We start from the raw sequence: 19,240 nt of genomic DNA, 5'->3' as shown, positions 1-19,240 counted from the left end.
ATGGCTCACGCCTGTTCCTGGGGTTGCCACACCCGGCAGTCGGGCCCCTGCTCTACCCCGCTGTCCGGGACTTTCGCACTTTTGCGTACGATCAACCGCCCCCTTACGACTTCCTGAATGGCAGGCGTATCGGGGTTTTCCAATTGCGCGCAGATGATCCCAACCGCACGACTCACCATATCGCTCACCGGTTGAACGTAGGTGGTCAACGAAAACACTGGCCAGGCGGCCAGGCCGATGTCATCGAACCCGACAATCGAGATCTCTTTGCCCGGTGTGAGCCCGAACTCCTCGCGTGCGACATTGATGGCGCCCAGGGCCATGATGTCATTCGCACAAAAAATCCCGTCAGGCGGACTGGCACTCGACAGCAGCCGGCGTACGGCCTCCATCGCGCCTTCAAAGGTGTAGTCACCCACGGCGCGTTGCGGTACCGGATGCCCCAGACGTTGCAGTGCGTCGACAAAGGCGATTTCCCGGTCACGACTGGTCGAGGAGCTTTCCTTGCCGGCGATATAAGCCAGCTCGCGATGCCCGCCAGCCACCAGGAACTGCGCAATTTCCATGCTGCCCTGGGCGTTGTCGCTGGTCACGCTGGAGATACTGGTGCTGTCATTTCGACGGTTGACCAGCACCACTGGCAACCCGGTTTGCTTGCACTCCTCGGCAAACCGCGAAGACAGGCTCGCCGACACCAGCACCAGCGCCTCCACGCGGTAGCCCAGTATCTCTTCCAGCACCGGGTCAGAGTCTTCGTGGTTGGCCGTGGAGAACAACAGTACTCGATAGCCAAGCTCTTCGAACGCCGCCGACAAGGCTTCCAGCACTGCAGAATAAAACGGGTTTTCCATACTTGGCGCGACCACGCCAATCAGGTTGGAGCGCCGCTTGATCAACGAACGCGCCCACTGGTTCGGACGGTAGCCCAATGCTGCCGCCGCCGCCTCCACCTTTTGCCGGGTTTTCGGCGAAACACTGGCGCCTTTGGTGAACGTTCGCGAGACCGCAGACTGCGAGACACCGGCCAACCGGGCCACATCATGGGCAGTGATCGGGTGTCTGGAAGGGTCGTTGGAGTCTGCCATTGAGTCTGCATCCACATTTCAAATGCCGATCATACCTGCCATTTAAAGCAAGGTGTGTCGCCCGTCCCATGCTCGCCCGTCTCGCGCAAATTTCTCGGTCTTTTTTCGCCCTCCCCCTTTTCATCTCGTCCGGGAATGGCTTAGCATCGGCTCAATTGCATACGTATGCAATATCTAAAACAACAACGCTAGGAATTCATCCCATGGCAATTTGGCTCAAAAAAGGCGCAGAAGCGTCCGTCATCAAATCAGCAGCGCGTGAGGTGCGTGACACCGTCGAAAAGACCCTGGCAGACATCGAAGAACGGGGTGATGACGCGATTCGTGAGCTGTCGATCCGCTTCGACAATCTGGACCGGGATGACTACCGGCTCTCCAGCGCCGAGATCGATGCCTGCATGGCGCAGTTGACCAAGCGCGACATCACCGACATCGAATTCGCCCAGACCCAGGTGCGCAATTTCGCCCAGCACCAGCGCAACAGCATGCGTGACCTGGAAGTCGAAACCCTGCCGGGCGTAGTGCTCGGCCACAAACACATTCCGGTTAACGCGGCGGGCTGCTATGTACCCGGTGGCAAGTATCCGTTGTTGGCCTCCGCGCACATGTCGGTGATCACCGCCAAGGTCGCCGGGGTTCCACGCATCATCACTTGCGCCCCGCCGTTCCATGGCAAGCCGGCACCGGCGATTGTCGCCGCACAGCACATGGCGGGTGCCGACGAGATCTACTGCCTGGGCGGCATCCAGGCTATCGGCGCCATGGCCCTGGGCACCCAGTCGATTGCTGCGGTGGACATGCTGGTGGGGCCGGGCAACGCGTTTGTGGCGGAAGCCAAGCGTCAATTGTTCGGCCGCGTCGGTATCGACCTGTTCGCCGGTCCGACCGAGACCCTGGTAATCGCCGATGAAACCGTGGACGGTGAAATCTGCGCCACGGACCTGCTCGGTCAAGCCGAACACGGCCCGGATTCCCCGGCGATCCTGCTCACCACGTCGGAAAAACTCGCCCGCGAGACGATGGCTGAAATCGAGCGTTTGCTGACGATCCTGCCGACCGCCGGGATTGCGCGCCAGGCCTGGGAAAGCTTCGGCGAAGTGATCGTCGCTGAAGACGAACAGGAGATGCTCGCCATTGCCAATGACCTGGCGTTCGAACACGTACAAGTCATGACCCGTGACCCGGACTTCTTCCTGGACAACATGCGCAACTACGGCGCCCTCTTCCTCGGCCCTCGCACCAACGTCTCCTACGGCGACAAGGTGATTGGTACCAACCACACCCTGCCCACCAAAAAAGCCGCGCGTTACACCGGTGGGCTATGGGTCGGCAAGTTCATCAAGACCTGCACCTACCAGAAAGTGATGACCGACGAAGCCTCCTCCCTCATCGGCGAATACTGCTCACGCCTGTGTGCCCTCGAAGGGTTCTCCGGGCATGGCGAACAGGCCAACATCCGCGTGCGTCGCTACGGCCACAAGCACGTCCCTTACGCCGGTATCGCAGAATAAAAACAGCTTGGCTACAACGGGTCGCGCCACGTGCTCGGCCCGACAACAACAAAAATCATAGCCATCGCGCAGCCCAACACTGGCCCTCTGCGCCAAAGGCCCAGCCTCGAAGGACATCCCATGAGTGTCATCATCGCCTTGCTGGCGTTGTTCGCGTTAATGCTCGCTGCATATCGGGGATACAGCGTCATTATCTTCGCGCCTCTCGCCGCACTCGCTGCCGTTCTACTGACTGACCCCGGCGCCGTTGCGCCGGCGTTCACTGATATTTTCATGGACAAGATGGTCGGCTTTATCAAACTGTACTTTCCGGTGTTTTTGCTCGGCGCCGTGTTTGGCAAGTTGATTGAGTTGTCCGGCTTTTCCCGCTCCATTGTCAAAGCCGTGATCCAGGTGCTCGGCAGCAGCCAGGCCATGCTGGTGATTGTGCTGGTCTGTGCGCTGCTCACTTACGGCGGTGTTTCGCTGTTCGTGGTGGTGTTTGCGGTGTATCCGTTTGCCGCGGAAATGTTCCGCCAAAGCAACATTCCCAAGCGCCTGATGCCCGCAACGATCGCCCTGGGTGCCTTCACCTTCACCATGGATGCGTTGCCTGGTTCGCCGCAGATCCAGAACATCATTCCCACCACGTTTTTCGGTACCACGTCCTGGGCGGCGCCCTGGCTGGGAGTCCTGGGTTCGTTGTTCGTACTGATCGGCGGCATGCTGTACCTGGAGCGCCAGCGACGCAAAGCCCGGCGCGCGGGCGAGGGTTATGGCACCGACCTGCGCAATGAGCCCGAAACGCCCCAGGACATCGCCCTGCCCCACCCGTTAGTGGCGTTGCTGCCGTTGCTGTTGGTAGGCGTAATGAACCTGGCCTTCACCCACTGGATTCCACAGTGGTACGGCAGCATTTATGAAATTGACCTGCCCGGACTGAAGGCACCGATCCAGACCCAGGTATCGAAGATGATCGCCATCTGGTCGGTCCAGGCGGCCTTGCTGGTAGGCATCGTCACGGTCTTTGCATTCGCCTGGCGCACCCTCGTCAGCAAACTCGCCGAAGGCAGCCGCACCGCCGTTGGCGGGGCCATGCTCGCTACGCTCAATACCGCCTCGGAATATGGGTTTGGCGCAGTGATTGCGGCGTTGCCTGGCTTCGTTGCAGTGGTTGAAGCGCTCAAGGTGATCCCCAATCCGCTGATCAACCAGGCCATCACCATTAACTTGCTGGCGGGTATTACCGGGTCGTCATCGGGTGGCATGAGCATTGCCCTGGCGGCGATGTCGGACACCTTCATCGCCTCCGCCAACGCCGCGCATATCCCGCTGGAAGTCATGCACCGTGTGGCCGCCATGGCTGCAGGGGGCATGGACACCCTGCCCCACAACGGCGCGGTCATCACCTTGCTGGCGGTCACCGGCCTGACTCACCGCCAGGCCTATAAAGACATTTTCGGCATGACGATCTTCAAGGTACTGGCGGCGTTTTTCGTGATTGGCGTGTACTACCTCACCGGGCTTGTCTGATCCGGACCGTGTGACGGGAAGTTATACCGCCGCGTTGTTTTAGTCCGACGGAGCCCCGGCCTGGGGCTCCATCTGTGCCAAATAAGCCCACGGGTAAATCCCCCGCTGGTGCCCATCGCTGAAAATCAACTGCACGCCATACCCCTGGGGATGGACCTCCAGCACCCGGACACGGTCCGACACCAGCGGCGGCGTGCCTCTCAACCGAAAGGCCCGGCACTGCGAGCACGGGCATTCACGGCGCAGGCGAGCGTGGTCGATCCATTGCACGCCGTCGCGCCATTCCAGCCTCAAGCGCCCATCATCATCGCGGCCAATGCCGTTCGGTGCACTGTTCATTGCAGTTGTGCCAGGGCAATGCGCACCGCCTTGCGTACTTCCGGGTCGCCATCGTCGGCCGCGTCACGCAGCGGGCCAAGGGCCTGTCGGTCGCCCAACTCGCCCAGCGCCAGGGCGGCTTCCTTGCGCAGGTTGCTGATGCTGTGGCCCAACGTCAGGAGCAGCGCCGGCAACGCCGGTGCATACCGCAGGCGCCCAAGGCTGCGGGTGGCGCGCAGGCGGACTTGCCAGTAGTCATCGGCCAGCGCCGTGATCAAGGCGTCTCCCGCGCGGGTGCTACCGACTTTGCCCAAGGTGGTCGCGGCCTCTTCCCGTACTTGCCAGGTGGCGTCCTGCAACGCTTCATACAGCGCCGGCAGTACCCGCTCATCACTGGCCAGGCCGAGGGCGCCGGTGGCGGCACGCCGGACCTCGGTGTCCGGATCGCTGCTGGCCAACCTCGCCAGGGCCTCCAATGCCGGCAGGTGCTTGAGCCAGCCGAGTACACCGACCGCTTCGCGGCGCACCCCCGCATCGGTATCGTTCAGCGCCAGCATTGCCGACGGCGCCGCCGCTTCAAGGCGCAACTCGCGCAGGGCACGGAAGATTGCCGTGCGCACGCTGACGTCGGCGTGGGTGGCCCATGGCAATAACAGCCGGCCCGCCTGCGTCGTCTTGAGTACGCTCAAGCTCTGGGCGGCGGCATCACGTACCGACGCTTCAGTGTCGGTCAGCGCCTGGCACAGCGCCTCGACCACTGCGTCTTCTTCCCACGCCTCCAGCAGGCTGGCAGCCTGGGCGCGCACGTCGGTGGCCGGGTCGTGGCGCAGGCTGTCCACCAACCACACCAGGCCGTCGGGGTCTTCCAGGTCAGCCAGGTCAATCAGGGCGATCCGGCGCATGCCGGCATCCGGCGCTTGCAGCCGGGGGCGCAGGGCTTGGATGTCGGGGTTTTCGGTTTCATAGGTCATATGGCAAATCGCGGTCTTGGGTGATCGTTGGGTAGCCCGAGCGGGTTCAGCCGTGGTAACTGGCGACCATCTTCGTGGTGCAGCAGTTCCAGGCAATGGCGCTTGAGGTGGGTAAATTCCGGCGAGGTCATCAGTTCGGTGCTGCGCGGCCTTGGAAAAGTCAGCTGGAAATCCTCGATGATGCGCCCGGGGCGCGGGCTCATCACCAGGATGCGGTCGGCCAGGAACAGCGCTTCGTCGATGTCATGGGTGACAAACACCACGGTGGTGCGGATGCGCGTCCAGATGTCCAGCAGCAAGGCCTGCATCTTCATGCGGGTCAGGGCATCCAGCGCGCCGAACGGCTCATCCATCAACAGCAGGCCGGGACGATTGATCAACACCCGGGCAATTTCCACCCGCTGCTGCATGCCACCCGACAGCTGGTTGGGCCAGCGCTCGGCAAAACCTTCCAGGCCCACCAGGTGAAGGATCTCATCGGCGGCGGCCAGGCGCTCGGCCTTGCCTACGCCGCGCATCTTCAGGCCGAAGGCAACGTTTTCGCGCACCGAACGCCAGGGGAACAGCGTGTGTTGCTGAAACACCATGCCCCGTTGCTGGGACGGCCCGGCAACCGACTGGCCATCCATTTCCAGCGTGCCCTGGCTTGGCGTGAGATGCCCGGCCAGTGCGCCGAGCAAGGTCGACTTGCCACACCCGGACGGGCCGAGGATGCACACGAACTGCCCCGGCTCGATCCTGCAATCCAGGGCTTTCACCGCCTCGAATGCCTGCTGCTGTTCGCCCAATACAATGGACAAGCCGCGTATGTCGACACGGCCTTCAAGATGACTCATCAGGCTTTACCTCGTGGTCGATGCCAGGGAGTGAACAGTGCGCCGAGACGCTTGACCAAAAGGCTGCTGCCCATGCCCAGCACGCCGATCAACAGCATGCCAACGACAATGTCGGCATAGTTCTGGATGGTGTAGGACTCCCAGGTGTAATAGCCGATACCGTACTGGCCGGAGATCATTTCCGCTGTCACCAGGCAGAACCACGAAGTGCCCATGCCAATCGCCAGGCCGGTGATGATGCTCGGCGCGGCGCCCGGCAAAATCACCTCCAGCAGGATCGCCCGGCGCCCTGCCCCCAGGCTGCGCGCCGAGGCGATCAGCCGAGGATCGACGCCTTCCACGCCATGCACCGTATTGAGCAGCACCGGAAACAGCGCGCCGGTGAAGGTGATGAAGATCATCGACAGCTCCGACGACGGGAACATCAGGATCGCCAGCGGGATCCAGGCCACCGCCGGGATCGGCCGGATCACCTCCAGCGGCGGCAACAGCAGGTCTTCCGCCCACGTCCAGCGGCCAATCGCGATGCCCAGGCCGATCCCCACCAGCGCGGCCGCCAGGTAGCCTTCGAACACCCGGGTGGGGGGGGGGGGGGGGGGGGGGGGGGGGGGGGGGGGGGGGGGGGGGGGGGGGGGGGGGGGGGGGGGGGGGGGGGGGGGGGGGGGGGGGGGGGGGGGGGGGGGGGGGGGGGGGGGGGGGGGGGGGGGGGGGGGGGGGGGGGGGGGGGGGGGTGGGGGGGGGGGGGGGGGGGGGGGGGGGGGGGGGGGGGGGGGGGGGGGGGGGGGGGGGGGGGGGGGGGGGGGTGGGGGGGGGGGGGTGGGGGGGGGGGGGGGGGTGGGGGGGGGGGGGGTGGGGGGGGGGGGGGGGGGGGGGGGGGGGGGGGGGGGGGGGGGGGGGGGGGGGGGGGGGGGGGGGGGGGGGGGGGGGGGTGGGGGGGGGGGGGGGGGGGGGGGGGGGGGGGGGGGGGGGGGGGGGGGGGGGGGGGGGGGGGGGGGGGGGGGGGGGGGGGGGGGGGGGGGGGGGGGGGGGGGGGGGGGGGGGGGGGGGGGGGGGGGGGGGGGGGGGGGGGGGGAGGGGGGGGGGGGGGGGGGGGGGGGGGGGGGGGGGGGGGGGGGGGGGGGGGGGGGGGGGGGGGGGTGGGGGGGGGGGGGGGGGGGGGGGGGGGGGGGGGGGGGGGGGGGGGGGGGGGGGGGGTGGGGGGGGGGGGGGGGGGGGGGGGGGGGGGGGGGGGGGGGGGGGTGGGGGGGGGGGGGGGGGGGGTGGGGGGGGGGGGGGGGGGGGGGGGGGGGGGGGGGGGGGGGGGGGGGGGGGGGGGGGGGAGGGGGGGGGGGGGGGGGGGGGGGAGGGGGGTGGGGGGGGGGGGGGGGTGGGGGGGGGGGGGGGGGGGGGGGGGGGGGGGGGGGGGGGGGGGGTGTGGGGGGGGGGGGGGGGGGGGGGGGGGGGGGGGGGGGGGGGGGGGGGGGGGGGGGGGGGGGGGAGGGGGGGGGGGGGGGGGGGGGGGGGGGGGGAGGGTGGGGGGGGGGGGGGAGGGGGGGGGGGGGGGGGGGGGGGGGGGGGGGGGGGGGGGAGGGGGGGGGGGGGAGGGGGGTGTGGGGGGGGGGGGGGGGGGGGGGGGGGGGGGGGGGGGGGGGGGGGGGGGGTCAGGCTTGCGCTCAAGTGCCGCACAAGCTTGCCCGAGTCCGCCAGCCCCAGGGCAGCCTGCACCACGGAGCCCGGCGTGGGCACATTGGCAAACGTCACCAGCCACAGGTTCCAGTGCTGGCTGGCCGCCAACTGCCAGAACAGCAGGCACAACAGCAAGGAAGCGGCCTTGGGCAGCCAGCGCCATGGGGTGCTTGTCATGAACACGCTCCCTCAGCGACCGGCAACGGCCTGCGCGCCGGCGTCGGTGAAATTGAACACCTTGCCGCCCTGGGCCTGGGCAAATTGCTGCGCCTGGCCCTTGAGCAGGAATGCACTGAGTTGGCCGTGCTGGTTGGTGGCAAACCAGGCCTGGCTCGCCAGCAGCTTGATGCCGCTGTCTTCGGCCTGGGCATACACGGCGCGCACCGCCTTGCCTTGTTTGTTCAGGCTGTCCAGCGCGGTGAACGCCGCCTCGGCCGACGCGTAATCGCGCACCTTGGGCTCACCCTTGACCCAGATTTGCGCGACGTGTTTCCAGTCGGTGATCGGCGCGCCGCTCAGGGCGTCGTTGGCCTTCAGCGGCGCCTGGGCGTAGTTGCCCAATTGCGCCGCATAGTCCAGGCCCGAGGCCTTGAACGCGGCACGGATGTACTGGTCATCGATAAAGGTATTGAGGTCCAGGCCACGGTCGGCCTTTTTCAGCAGCTTGAGGGTGTCGATCGCGGTGCCCACGGCCTGGCGGTATTCGGGTTTCCAGCTCAAGTCACGGGTCTGCACGCCCAGCGGGCCATGGAACAGGTAGTTGACCTCGGCTTCGACGCCGGTGACTTTTTCGATCAGCTCGCTGTACTTCTCCGGCTCTGCGGCCAGCAACTGATTGGCCTCGATACTCGCGCGCAGGTAGGCGACGACCACTTCCGGGTACTGTTTGGCATAACTTTCGTCCACCAGCGCGCCGTGGAACGTCGGGGTGTTGGATTGCGAGCCGTCGTAGATCTTGCGGGCGAAACCACGGTTGGGGAACAGTTCGCCGAACGGCACAAAGTCGGCATGGGCGTCGATCTTGTTGGCCTGCAACGCCGAGCCTGCCACTTCGGGCGCCTGGGCAATGATGTTGACGTCCTTGAGCGGGTCCCAGCCCTGGGCCGCAACAGCACGCAGCAACATGCCATGGGCCGTGGAGGCGAACGGCACGGAAATCGTCTTGCCTTTGAGGTCGGCCAGGGACTGGGCGCTGGAAGCGACCGGCACCACAATGCCGTTGCCACTGCCCTTGATGTTGCCCGACAACACGCTGATAAACAGGCTGTGCTTGCCCGCCGCCTCGAACGCTACGCCGTTGAAGGCACCGGGGAAGTCGGCCATTGCGCCAAAGTCCAGTTTGCCGGCGACCATTTCATTGGTCAGCGGCGCGCCACTGGTGAAGTTTTTCCACTGCACGTCGTAGGTAGCGTCCTTGTACTTGCCGTCGTGCGGCAGGTATTTGTCCAGCAGCCCCAGCTCGCGGATCAGCAAGCCGCCCGCGGCACAGTTGATGGTGGTGTCCTGGGTGCCGATGGCCACCCGGATCGTTTGTGCCTGGGCCGACAGGCTCAAGGAAGCCAGCACCAGGCCGGCCAGGGTTGCGCGCAATAACATTGGGTAGTTCCCCTCGAATCATGGTTGAAGGAATCGTCTCCGCCACGGTCTGGCGCGGTGGGAAACGAGGGGGTGTGGCTAGGGCTGCGTCCGGGGTTGGCGGATGGCGTTTGCGGCAGGTCTCAGCGCAACAGGTACGGAATCTCGACCTTGACTGCGCCGGTGGGGCAATCTTTTTCACAGGGCATGCAGTACCAGCATTCATCGAACGCCATGTACGCCTTCTGCGTTGCCGGGTTGATCGCCAACAGGTCCATCGGGCACACGTCGACGCAGACCGTGCAGCCTTTTTCGGCGATGCACTTGTCCTCGTCCACCGTTACCGGGGCGTTGGAGCGGAAGAATATTTCCTGGGGCTGATAGGCCATTTCACGGTGTCCTGTGGTGAGCGAGCTTGGGGGCACATTCAGGCGGCATCAGCCCCTACGCGCAGGCGGTCGTAAGCCTGCATCTCTTCGGCATCCAGCGGGATCACATAGGGCTCGACGGGTTTCTTGAAGCTGACCATCTGCCCGTCGTCGCCCTTTTTCAGGTGGCAATGGCAGAACCAGTCGGCGTCGTTGCGTTGCGGGTGATCGACCCGGTAGTGGTACAGGCCCCAGCGGCTTTCGGCGCGGTACAGCGAGGCGCGGGCAGCCATTTCGGCGCAGTCACGGATCACGCTGGTTTCCATGGCGCGCATCAATTCATGGGGGTTGTGCGCCTTCATCTGGTCCAGGTCGCGCTCGATATCGGCGAAGCGTTGCAAGCCGATTTCCATCTTGCGGGTGACCTTGGGCGGCTGCAGGTAATCGTTGACGAAGCGCCGCAGCTTGTACTCGACCTGGGCCGGCGGCAGACCGGTTTCGCGGTCCAGTGGCGCATAGACCCGAGCCTGCTCGGCGGCCACTTGCCGGGCATCCACCGCGCTGAATTCGCGCCCGGCCACAAAGCTTGCCGCGTTGGTGCCCGCAAACCAGCCATAGGTGAACGCGCCGAGCATGTAGTTATGTGGCACCGCCGCCATGTCGCCCGCTGAATACAGGCCCTTGACCGAGGTTTCCGCGCGCTCGTTGACCCACACGCCCGACGCCGAATGCCCGCTGCAAAAGCCGATCTCGGAGATATGCATCTCGACCATCTGGCTGCGGTAGTCGGTGCCCCGGTTGGCGTGGAACTGGCCACGGCTGGGGCGCTCGTTGCTGTGCAGGATCTGCTCGATGTTCTGGATGGTTTCCTCCGCCAGGTGATCGAGCTTGAGGAACACCGGGCCGTTGCCGCTTTCCAGTTCCTGGTGGAACTCCCACATCATCTGCCCGCTCCAGTAGTCGCACTCGATGAAGCGTTCACCCTTGTTGTTGGCGGTGTAGCCGCCCAAGGGGCCGGTGACATAGGCGCACGCCGGGCCGTTGTAATCCTTGATCAGCGGGTTGATCTGGAAGCACTCCAGGTTCGCCAGTTCGGCTCCGGCGTGGTAGGCCATGGCGTAGCCGTCGCCGGCATTGGTCGGGTTTTCATAGGTGCCCATCAGGTAGCCCGAGGACGGCAAGCCCAGGCGGCCGGCCGCGCCGCAGCAGAGGATCACCGCCTTGGCCTTGATCACCTGGAAGTCCGCAGTGCGGCAGTCAAAACCCATCACGCCATTCACCGCGCCTTCGCTGTCGGTCAGCAAGCGGGTGCACACCAGGCGGTTGGTGATACTGACCCGGGCGCGCTTGAGCTGGCGATACAGCACCTTCTTGATGTCGTGCCCTTCAGGCATCGGCAACACGTAGGCGCCCATGTGATGGACTTTTTTCACCGCGTAATCGCCGGTTTCGTCCTTCTCGAACTTCACGCCCCAGCGGTCCAACTGCTCGATGGTTTCAAAACTGTGGGTCGCGTAGGCGTACACCGCCGCCTGATTGACGATGCCGTCGTTGGCAATCGTGATTTCCTTGGTGTACTGCTCCGGCGTGGAGTGGCCGGGAATGATCGCGTTGTTGAGGCCGTCCATGCCCATGCTGATGGCACCGCTGCGCTTGACGTTGGCCTTGTCGATCAGCAATACGCGCAGATCGCGGTTGGCCTCCTTGGCCTTGATCGCCGCCATGGGGCCGGCTGTACCGCCGCCGATCACCACGATGTCGTATTCCAGTTCCAGGGTTTGGCGGCTCACGGGCGGCTACCTCGCTGACGGTCGATGCGCAGGCGATACTGAAACGCGTCGCCACGGTAATACAGGTGTTCGAAGTCCACGGGCTGACCGTCTGCGGTGTGGGTCAGGCGTTCGATGCGCATGATCGGCGAGCCGGCCTCGACGTTCAGCGCCTGGGTCAGCTCGCTGTCGGCGAGTACCGCGTCTATTGCCACGTCGGCGTGACCCAGTTGCAAGCCGCAGTCGTTCTCCAGGATCAGGAAGATGTCGCGGGTCACCAGGTCGGCGTTTTCCAGGCGTTCGCCCAGGGCCTGGCTGAGGTAGGTGATTTCCAGCGACACCGGTTCGCGGTTGATCAGCCGTACCCGCTTGATCTGCGCGACAGTGCTGCCCTCCTCCACGCCCAGGCGCTCGGCCACCAGCTTGTCGGCGGGCACGAAGCGGTAGCTGCGCAGGCGGTTGATCACTTCATAGCCGCGCTCGGTCATGGACTCGCCCAACCCCTGCAGGGTGCTGACGTTCTGATAAGCCTTGGGTTTGGAAACAAAGGTGCCTTTGCCGTGGATCTTGTAGATCAGGCCTTCCTTTTGCAGATCACCCAGGGCCTGGCGCACGGTGATGCGGCTGACTTTGAAGCGCGTGCCCAGTTCGCTCTCGGAAGGCATCTGGGTGTTCGGTGCGTACTCACCATCAAGGATGCGGCTGCGCAGCAGGTCCCGCAGTTGGGCATGCAGCGGAACGCTGGACAGAGGGGATAAGGCGACGGTTGATTCGTTCATCAGGACCACTTGTCATAACGAGTTATGACGTGATCATAAGGAGTCTTATGAAAAGCCTGGAAATACCGTTTTGGAATAAGGTTATGGACAGGCGAAAACCCGCTGCACCTGCGAGGCGCAGCGGATCCGTCGGTTTTATAGCGCAGTGTCTGACGCTGATGAACAATCAGAAGTTATAGCTGACCCGGGTATAGAGGATGCGGCCAAACGGGTCGGCGTATTTCGGGTCGTACCCGCTCTGGAACGCATAGGTCTGGTTGCTGAACGGCGGCGCGCGGTCAAACAGGTTTTTCGCGCCCAGCGTGACGGCCAGGGACTTGCTCCAGTTGTAGGTACCCGCCAGGTCCCAGACGTTGTAGGAGCCTACGGAGTCGTGGGTGTCGGGGTCCGAGTCGTGATAGCCACTGGTGTAGCGGTTGGTCAGGCTGACGCCCAGCGGTCCGCGGGCCCAGGTGCCGGTCAGGCTATGGCGCCAGCGTGCAACGGCGCCCGCGGTGGAGAACTCGCCGCCACGAAAATCACCGAGTTTGTCGATGTAGTCGCCCTTGAGCTCCTGCTGGTATTTGTATTCGTTGACGTAGGTGCCTTGCAGGCCGATGCCGAAGTCACCGATGGCGGTGCTCGGGAAGCGGTAGTCGAAACTCACATCCACGCCGTTGGTCTTGGTCTTACCCAGGTTGGCAAGGCCGGTAACGATGTGATCGATGGAGCCATCCGCCTTGCGAATCAGGCGGTCGCCGTAGGCATCCGGGTCATCGAATACCGACGACTCAGGAAATTCGGCAATCTGGTTGGCGATGGTGATCCACCAGAAATCCAGGCCGGCACTGAGGCGCTCGATCGGTTGGAACACGAAACCAAAGGTCACGTTACGTGCGGTTTCCGGGCTCAAGCTGCCGTTGCCCCCGCTTTGCCGGCGGAACTGCTGGGCGCAGTCGCGGTTGCCGATCCCGCCATTGGCCGGGGTGCCGCCCGGGCACAGGCGCGGGTCGTTGTAGTTGGCCACGGTGTAGCTGGTGTAGGTCGGGTTGTACAACTCGTACAGCGACGGCGCACGGAAGCCTTCACTGTAGGCACCGCGCACCACCAGTTCCTTGAACGGCTGGAAGCGGAACGAGTATTTCGGGTTGGTGGTGCTGCCAAAGTCGCTGTATTTGTCATGACGCACGGCGGCAGACAGTTCCAGGCTTTCGAGCACCGGCACGTTGACCTCGGCGTACTCGGCCGACACGCTGCGATTGCCGCGCACCGCGCCATTGGGGTCTACGCCCAGACTCTGCACGGTCTCGGCAAACTGGGCGAAATCCTGGTGGAAATCCTCCTTGCGATATTCACCGCCCAGCGCCAGGCCCGTCGGCCCCGCACCGAACCAGTCGCCGATTTCACGGCTTACGCGCCCGTCGATACTCTTCACTCGGCCCACGGCAGTGGCGTAATCGCCATCCACGCGGCTGGAGGCGAGCAACGCCCTGCCCGCTTCACTCTGGGGCCCGAACGGGTTGATCACACCGTTGGCAATCCCCTGGCTGATGGTCTGGTCGTTTACATAGCCGTCAAGAATGGTTTGCACCACTTTGTTCTGGTTGTAGGACGCGCCGACGTTGTAGTCCCAGTTCGCTACATTACCTTCGAAACTCAGCAGCAGCCGCTGGCTCGTGTTGTCATCTTCGTGCTTGCGCGCGCCGGCATCGGTTTCACGCCAGTTCACGTCTACCGGTTGTGTCGGGTCCAGGGCGAAACCCGTGGGGCCCGGGGTGATACCGTTGCCCGGATAGAAAGGCGTACCCGGATTGACCTGGGCGCCCATCAGGGTGCCTGGGCCAATCTGCGTACGGTTTTCGTTGCGCGCCCAGAAGTATTCGAGGCTGACGGTATGGTCATCGGCCAGCTTGCCGGTGGCTTTGGCAAAGGCCGAGGTTTTTTCGGTTTCCGGCACCAGGTCCAGGTAACTCCACAGGCTTTGGCGGCAGATGCCATTGCGTGACAGCAGCCCGGGGGAATTGCAACCGGAGCCGGCCAGCGGGTTGGTCGCGTTGCTGCCCTGGCTCCAGTTGGCCGGCGCGGCGGTGCCGGAGGTGAAATCCAGGCCGCGACCGGGCTGGTAGTTGTAGGTGAAGTCACGGTCCTTGGCCGCCAGGCGCGTCTGCTTGTCGTAGCTGACCACGCCGAACACGTTGAAGCGGTCCTCTTCAAGGTCGCCGAAACCGTAGCTGCCACTGAAGTTATGGCTGTCGCCGCCGCCGGAGCGTGTGGGCGAATCGTAGTTGGTGGAAAGTTGCCCACCGGTGAGGCTGGTCTTGGTAATGAAGTTGATCACCCCGCCAATCGCATCGGTGCCGTACAGCGCCGAGGCGCCATCGCGCAGGACTTCCACGCGGTCGATGGCGGCGAACGGGATGGTGTTCAAGTCCACCCCGGAACCGTTGGTGGTGTTGACGGCGTTGTTGCTCAGGCGCCGGCCATTGAGCAGCACCAGGGTTTTGTTCGCGCCAATCCCGCGCAAGTCGGCATACGCCGCACCGCCGCTGCTGGAACCCACCGAACGCCCGGAGCCAACGGCAGACTGGTTGGCCGAAATGCGGTTGATCAACTCCTCGGTGGTGCTCACACCCTGCTCGCGCAATTGCTCGACCCGCAGGATGGTCACCGGCACTGCCGTTTCCGCGTCCACCCGGCGAATCGCCGAGCCGGTCACCGTGACTTTTTCCAGGCGGTAATCAGTACTTTTGCCCTCGGCCGGTGCGACGCTGGTGGACGTCACGGGTGCTGGATGCACCGTCAGCCCCTGTTCGCTGTCGCTCACTTGCAGGCCGCTGCCCTGCAACGCCTTGTCCACCGCTTGCAGGCTACCCAAATCGCCGCGGATGGCGGCACTGCGCTTGCCCTGCACCCACTGTTGATTGAACGAAATCATCACCCCGGTCTGCCGGGAGATATCCAGCAGCACCGTATCAAGCGGGCCGCCAGCGATATCGAAGGTGAACACCTGGCCGGCCGCTTCCTGGGCCATCACCGATGTCGTGCACACGCCCATCGCCAGCGCCGCCGCCAGCGTCAGCCTTGGTAGTTGTTGTTTGAATAAAAACATCGAGGAACTCCCTGTTGTATGTGTCTACAGGGATGAGCAACGGCAGACGGATATTTATAGGGCTGCGTTTAGGCGAAGATGCTATGAGTTTATAACCGGTTATAAGAGGCTTGCTGCATCGATTTGGCTGATGTCTTCTATTGGCCCGCAAGCGTTCATCCCCGCGCCACGCGCTTTGTAGAATGAACCCCACAGTCAAGCCACCACCTTCGTGGTGTCGGAGGTTCTCATGCGTTATCTGCTTATCGCCGTGCTGGGCCTGTTCAGCACACTTGCCTTCGCCCAGGGCGAAACCCCGGCACCCACTGTGAGTGCCAACGCCCCCGCCAGCGAGGCGTACGACTATTCCCAGGACCTGGACATCGCCAAGGTGGTGCGCGTCAGTACCGAATCCTCCACCGAGTGCGGGCCGGTCAAGGGTCACATGGTCTACATCGACAGCCACGGGGTGCGTCATGAACTGGACTACATGCGCCTGGGCGATGCCTGCCAGCACGGTTGAGCGCAAACCATTCGTCGGGCTCGGCCGGCATCGATTACAACTATCCGGCAGCTGAAAATCACTAATCCATAGAACCCGTTGTGATCTATGGAGATTGAGATGACTGACTACCCACGCCCACCTTTCGCCAGCCAGGCCCAATCCGTTCCCGGTTCGCAGAAGAAGATGGACCCCTATCCCGACTGCGGCGAGAAGAGCTACACCGGCTCCGGCCGCCTGGCCAACAAGATCGCCCTGATCACCGGCGCCGACAGCGGTATCGGCCGCGCCGTGGCGATTGCCTTTGCCCGCGAAGGTGCCGATGTGGCTATCGCCTACCTGGACGAACACGAGGACGCGAAGGAAACCGCACGCTGGGTGGAAGAAGCCGGCCGCCAATGCCTGTTGCTGCCCGGCGACCTCGCGCAAAAAGCCAACTGCCAGGCGATTGTCGACCAGACCGTCGAGCAGTTCGGGCGGATCGACGTGCTGGTCAATAACGCCGCATTCCAGATGACTCACGAGACCCTCGAAGAAATACCCGACGAGGAATGGGTCAAGACCTTCGATATCAACATCACCGCGATGTTTCGCATCTGCAAGGCGGCGCTGCCGCATATGAAGGCCGGCGGGTCGATCATCAATACCAGCTCGGTGAATTCCGATATGCCCAAGCCAACGTTGCTGGCATACGCCGCCACCAAGGGCGCGATTGCGAACTTTACCGGTGGCCTGGCGCAACTGCTGGGCAGCAAGGGCATCCGCGTGAACAGCGTGGCGCCGGGGCCGATCTGGACGCCGTTGATTGTCTCGACGATGCCGGACGAAGACGTGAACAGCTTCGGCAGCGAGACACCGCTGGGCCGCCCCGGCCAGCCGGCTGAAGTGGCGCCGATCTATGTGTTGCTGGCGTCGGATGAGGCGAGTTACATCTCGGGCTCGCGGTATGCGGTGACGGGCGGCAAGCCGATTCTCTAGGGTCGAATGCAAATCCAGTGTGGGAGCGGGCTTGCTCGCGAAGGCGGAGTGTCAGGCAATGCATCTGTGACTGATCCAACGTCTTCGCGAGCAAGCCCGCTCCCACATTTGGGACTCGGTCAGCCCGGAGATCGTGTCGGGTCAGCCTTGCGCGGATAGGTTCTTTCCTCCTGAATCCGCCCATCCATGCTGTGAATCCTCAGCGACGCCGTCTTGTCGCTGAGAAACTCTTTCGCCAACTCAACGATCGCCTCCTTGGTCTCTGCCGTTTTCGACGGCCGTGCCGAGCCCTGCTTGGTCAACGCCCAACCGGTGCCGGTCTTGTTGATGTTGTAGGTATCCATGGTCTGCTCCTTCGACTGAATAAACACGGCACGCGGCAAAACCCGCGCCCTACTATTGCGAGCGCGGCTGCCGGGCAGAGTTCAAGGCAGTTGGCGGGCCAGGTTACGGGCGGCCCTACAGGTCAAACCGATCCACGGCCCTGCGCCGCTCATTGTCGTCGCGCACATCGTAGGTGGCGGTGGTCTGGATATTGGTGTGGTGCGCCAGCTTCTGGGCGATCGACAGGTCGTACTCTTCAATGACCCGCGTGATAAACGAACGGCGGAAATCATGGGGCATGATTTTCACGCCGACCTGTTCCCCACGCTGGCGGGCGATGTAGTAAATCGCGTGTTTGGTGATGCGCTCGCGGGTGATATGGCTGCCCCGGCGAATCCGGTTGAACAGGAAACCATCGTCCTGCTCACCCGGTTTCAACTGGCTGCGGCGAAACGCCAGCCACGCCTCCAGCTTGGCAAAGGCCCAGGCCGGTGCGTACTTGATCAATTGCTTGTTGCCCTTGCCGGTAACCTGCAGGCTGCGCTCGTCAAAGTTGACCTGGCCCAGCTCGATGTTCACCGATTCCGACTTGCGCATGCCCGAGCCATACAGGATCCCGATCACCGCCGCATCCCGCAGGCCCTGCGGGCGCGGATCGGCGGCGCAGACTTCCATCAACTCACGAATCAGCGTACGCCGCAGGTTGCGCCCCTGGCTCAGGCGGGTGCCGGCCATGGCCTTGACCGAACGCATCTTCAGCAGGTGGTCCTGGCTGATCAGGCTCATGCGCCAGGCTTCGTTCATCACCCCGCGCACGGCGTTGACGTACAGCGATGAGGTGTTCGGCGCATACCCGTCTTCCCGCAGCACCGCCACCAGGGCCATGACGTGTTCGGGCTGCAGCAGGTGCCAGTCGATGTCTTCGAGGTTGATGTCTTCAAAGCCCAGGCGGTCGGCAGCGTCCTGCAGCACGTAGCGCATGGTCAGCTGGCTGGAGGGCGCCAGGCGGGTGAGATAGAGGGTCAGCGGGTTGCGGGTAGACTCAGTCAAGGTAGATCAGCCTTTGGATTAAATATGTCGACTAACCATCTGTTTAATCGACATATTTAGTGAATTGGCGAGCGCCGAGTCTAGCGCAGGTCAATCCCCGGGGCTATTCCTGATCGTCTTCCGCCGGGGCTGGCGTCTGCTGCTGGCTCCAGTCGGTGTCCTGCTTCTGCATCAAGGCAAACCAGTGCTGGCGCATGAACTCCAGGTACGGTTTGGGCGCCTTGGCAAAATCTTCTTCGTCGCCGTAACAGCCAGGAAGCGGCAGCTCGGTACCCTGCTCCTTGTACTGGCTGACCAGCGCCTGTTGGGCGGCGATGCTGCAATCCTTGGGCAACGGCATGCCCTGCAGGGCGCCGGCGTCTTCATCCCACCAGCTGGCGCCATAGCGGTCGATGCCGCGCAGGCGGTACTTCTGCGACTTGCCGATGTGCATGATCAGCTTGAAATCATTGGGACTGACGTCACTGGTGCAGGTGCGGCTATACCCCACGGTGACCTGGCTGATGCCATCGCCCAGCAGGTCGGTGACCCGGGTGGCGTCGCTGTTGAAGTGCGCGCCGGCATCGAACTCGCAATGCTGCACGTCGTCGTAGAGCATCCACAGGCGCTTGGGCCGGTCACCGTCGAGCAGGTACTGGGCGGCGTAGACAAAGGCCGACTGCGCACCGTCGTCGTCGCGTTCGCTGACTTGCTCTGCGAGTACCAACAGGTTCTTGCCCTGTTTGTCGCTCCAGACGAAGGCGCCGACCTGTTTACCCCGCACTTCTACGCCATCGGGCACCTGGTCGATGGACGTCAGTGCCACGCCGTCATCGGCCCGCACACTCGTGGCCCAGGCCACCGTCATCAACAACACCATCAACATTGGCCGTAAACGCTGCACGCTATTCATCCGACTGCCCTGGCAAGAGATGGCTTACTTTACCGGCA

The 19,240-nt window shown here is 64.0% G+C and carries 16 protein-coding genes and 2 pseudogenes; 4 read left to right on the top strand and 14 right to left on the bottom strand.

Annotated elements, in window-relative coordinates; all coding sequences use genetic code 11:
• Positions 1 to 5: 5 nt before the first annotated feature.
• The gene (locus QF039_RS11505) at positions 6 to 1,085 is read right to left on the bottom strand and encodes a LacI family DNA-binding transcriptional regulator (RefSeq protein ID WP_102604341.1); all 1,080 of its coding nucleotides are present in this window, start codon (positions 1,083 to 1,085) and stop codon (positions 6 to 8) included.
• Positions 1,086 to 1,288: 203 nt separating this feature from the next.
• Between QF039_RS11505 and hisD the strand changes: the two genes are divergently transcribed.
• Together hisD and QF039_RS11495 are read left to right on the top strand one after the other, a co-directional pair.
• Positions 1,289 to 2,596, top strand: a complete 1,308-nt coding sequence (gene hisD, locus QF039_RS11500; protein ID WP_003217662.1) for a histidinol dehydrogenase — start codon at positions 1,289 to 1,291, stop codon at positions 2,594 to 2,596.
• 120 nt (positions 2,597 to 2,716) lie between these two features.
• Positions 2,717 to 4,108 carry a GntP family permease gene (locus QF039_RS11495; protein WP_003217660.1) on the top strand — a complete coding sequence of 464 codons (1,392 nt, stop codon included), beginning with the start codon at positions 2,717 to 2,719 and terminating at the stop codon, positions 4,106 to 4,108.
• A 39-nt stretch (positions 4,109 to 4,147) separates the two neighbouring features.
• Here QF039_RS11495 and QF039_RS11490 read toward each other — a convergent pair whose 3' ends face one another.
• From QF039_RS11490 to QF039_RS11445, 10 genes and pseudogenes are all read right to left on the bottom strand, one after another.
• The gene (locus tag QF039_RS11490; protein WP_102604342.1) at positions 4,148 to 4,447 is read right to left on the bottom strand and encodes a DUF971 domain-containing protein; all 300 of its coding nucleotides are present in this window, start codon (positions 4,445 to 4,447) and stop codon (positions 4,148 to 4,150) included.
• Positions 4,444 to 5,397 (bottom strand): HEAT repeat domain-containing protein, encoded by a 954-nt coding sequence (locus QF039_RS11485; protein WP_102604343.1) that lies wholly within the window; start codon positions 5,395 to 5,397, stop codon positions 4,444 to 4,446. The genes QF039_RS11490 and QF039_RS11485 overlap by 4 nt, the downstream gene beginning before the upstream one ends.
• Positions 5,394 to 6,233: an ABC transporter ATP-binding protein gene (locus tag QF039_RS11480; protein ID WP_307518156.1), complete on the bottom strand. Its 840-nt coding sequence runs from the start codon at positions 6,231 to 6,233 to the stop codon at positions 5,394 to 5,396. Before QF039_RS11480 ends, QF039_RS11485 begins: the two co-directional genes overlap by 4 nt.
• Positions 6,233 to 6,811, bottom strand: a pseudogene (locus tag QF039_RS11475) (ABC transporter permease); the annotation flags it as partial. The pseudogene QF039_RS11475 and the gene QF039_RS11480, both read right to left, overlap by 1 nt.
• A 1,063-nt stretch (positions 6,812 to 7,874) precedes the next feature.
• A pseudogene (locus QF039_RS11470) lies at positions 7,875 to 8,075 on the bottom strand (ABC transporter permease); the annotation flags it as partial.
• A gap of 12 nt (positions 8,076 to 8,087) precedes the next feature.
• Positions 8,088 to 9,494: an ABC transporter substrate-binding protein gene (locus QF039_RS11465; RefSeq protein ID WP_003217652.1), complete on the bottom strand. Its 1,407-nt coding sequence runs from the start codon at positions 9,492 to 9,494 to the stop codon at positions 8,088 to 8,090.
• Positions 9,495 to 9,616: 122 nt separating this feature from the next.
• The gene (locus QF039_RS11460; RefSeq protein ID WP_003217650.1) at positions 9,617 to 9,862 is read right to left on the bottom strand and encodes a ferredoxin family protein; all 246 of its coding nucleotides are present in this window, start codon (positions 9,860 to 9,862) and stop codon (positions 9,617 to 9,619) included.
• 38 nt (positions 9,863 to 9,900) lie between these two features.
• Positions 9,901 to 11,631: a fumarate reductase/succinate dehydrogenase flavoprotein subunit gene (locus tag QF039_RS11455; protein ID WP_008433417.1), complete on the bottom strand. Its 1,731-nt coding sequence runs from the start codon at positions 11,629 to 11,631 to the stop codon at positions 9,901 to 9,903.
• The gene (locus QF039_RS11450) at positions 11,628 to 12,389 is read right to left on the bottom strand and encodes a GntR family transcriptional regulator (protein ID WP_008433419.1); all 762 of its coding nucleotides are present in this window, start codon (positions 12,387 to 12,389) and stop codon (positions 11,628 to 11,630) included. The genes QF039_RS11455 and QF039_RS11450 overlap by 4 nt, the downstream gene beginning before the upstream one ends.
• A gap of 166 nt (positions 12,390 to 12,555) precedes the next feature.
• Positions 12,556 to 15,477: a TonB-dependent receptor gene (locus tag QF039_RS11445; protein WP_008433421.1), complete on the bottom strand. Its 2,922-nt coding sequence runs from the start codon at positions 15,475 to 15,477 to the stop codon at positions 12,556 to 12,558.
• 229 nt (positions 15,478 to 15,706) lie between these two features.
• On the opposite strand from QF039_RS11445, the gene QF039_RS11440 reads away from it, so the two are divergent.
• Positions 15,707 to 15,979 (top strand): DUF2790 domain-containing protein, encoded by a 273-nt coding sequence (locus QF039_RS11440; protein ID WP_008433423.1) that lies wholly within the window; start codon positions 15,707 to 15,709, stop codon positions 15,977 to 15,979.
• A 99-nt stretch (positions 15,980 to 16,078) separates the two neighbouring features.
• Positions 16,079 to 16,936, top strand: a complete 858-nt coding sequence (locus QF039_RS11435; RefSeq protein WP_307518147.1) for an SDR family oxidoreductase — start codon at positions 16,079 to 16,081, stop codon at positions 16,934 to 16,936.
• A 119-nt stretch (positions 16,937 to 17,055) separates the two neighbouring features.
• Here QF039_RS11435 and QF039_RS11430 read toward each other — a convergent pair whose 3' ends face one another.
• From QF039_RS11430 to QF039_RS11420, 3 genes are all read right to left on the bottom strand, one after another.
• A complete protein-coding gene (locus tag QF039_RS11430; RefSeq protein ID WP_003217639.1) occupies positions 17,056 to 17,280 on the bottom strand; it encodes a DUF2188 domain-containing protein in 225 nt (74 codons plus the stop codon).
• Between the two features lie 115 nt (positions 17,281 to 17,395).
• On the bottom strand, positions 17,396 to 18,310 hold the full coding sequence (gene xerC, locus QF039_RS11425) for a tyrosine recombinase XerC (protein WP_087692998.1): 915 nt from the start codon (positions 18,308 to 18,310) through the stop codon (positions 17,396 to 17,398).
• A gap of 103 nt (positions 18,311 to 18,413) precedes the next feature.
• On the bottom strand, positions 18,414 to 19,202 hold the full coding sequence (locus QF039_RS11420) for a M949_RS01915 family surface polysaccharide biosynthesis protein (RefSeq protein ID WP_023658829.1): 789 nt from the start codon (positions 19,200 to 19,202) through the stop codon (positions 18,414 to 18,416).
• Positions 19,203 to 19,240: the final 38 nt, after the last annotated feature.

The sequence above is a fragment of the Pseudomonas sp. W2I6 genome, assembly GCF_030815935.1.
Taxonomy (GTDB): Bacteria; Pseudomonadota; Gammaproteobacteria; order Pseudomonadales; family Pseudomonadaceae; genus Aquipseudomonas.
The sequence above is the reverse complement of the archived record's forward strand: the minus strand, read 5'-3'. Positions and strand labels throughout refer to the sequence as shown.

What these genes read in the sequence shown, in the direction of transcription:
- QF039_RS11505 (WP_102604341.1), bottom strand. Translation starts at nt 1,085, where the DNA reads ATGGCAGACTCCAACGACCCTTCCAGACACCCGATCACTGCCCATGAT.
- hisD (WP_003217662.1), top strand. Translation starts at nt 1,289, where the DNA reads ATGGCAATTTGGCTCAAAAAAGGCGCAGAAGCGTCCGTCATCAAATCA.
- QF039_RS11495 (WP_003217660.1), top strand. Translation starts at nt 2,717, where the DNA reads ATGAGTGTCATCATCGCCTTGCTGGCGTTGTTCGCGTTAATGCTCGCT.
- QF039_RS11490 (WP_102604342.1), bottom strand. Translation starts at nt 4,447, where the DNA reads ATGAACAGTGCACCGAACGGCATTGGCCGCGATGATGATGGGCGCTTG.
- QF039_RS11485 (WP_102604343.1), bottom strand. Translation starts at nt 5,397, where the DNA reads ATGACCTATGAAACCGAAAACCCCGACATCCAAGCCCTGCGCCCCCGG.
- QF039_RS11480 (WP_307518156.1), bottom strand. Translation starts at nt 6,233, where the DNA reads ATGAGTCATCTTGAAGGCCGTGTCGACATACGCGGCTTGTCCATTGTA.
- QF039_RS11465 (WP_003217652.1), bottom strand. Translation starts at nt 9,494, where the DNA reads ATGTTATTGCGCGCAACCCTGGCCGGCCTGGTGCTGGCTTCCTTGAGC.
- QF039_RS11460 (WP_003217650.1), bottom strand. Translation starts at nt 9,862, where the DNA reads ATGGCCTATCAGCCCCAGGAAATATTCTTCCGCTCCAACGCCCCGGTA.
- QF039_RS11450 (WP_008433419.1), bottom strand. Translation starts at nt 12,389, where the DNA reads ATGAACGAATCAACCGTCGCCTTATCCCCTCTGTCCAGCGTTCCGCTG.
- QF039_RS11445 (WP_008433421.1), bottom strand. Translation starts at nt 15,477, where the DNA reads ATGTTTTTATTCAAACAACAACTACCAAGGCTGACGCTGGCGGCGGCG.
- QF039_RS11440 (WP_008433423.1), top strand. Translation starts at nt 15,707, where the DNA reads ATGCGTTATCTGCTTATCGCCGTGCTGGGCCTGTTCAGCACACTTGCC.
- QF039_RS11435 (WP_307518147.1), top strand. Translation starts at nt 16,079, where the DNA reads ATGACTGACTACCCACGCCCACCTTTCGCCAGCCAGGCCCAATCCGTT.
- QF039_RS11430 (WP_003217639.1), bottom strand. Translation starts at nt 17,280, where the DNA reads ATGGATACCTACAACATCAACAAGACCGGCACCGGTTGGGCGTTGACC.
- QF039_RS11420 (WP_023658829.1), bottom strand. Translation starts at nt 19,202, where the DNA reads ATGAATAGCGTGCAGCGTTTACGGCCAATGTTGATGGTGTTGTTGATG.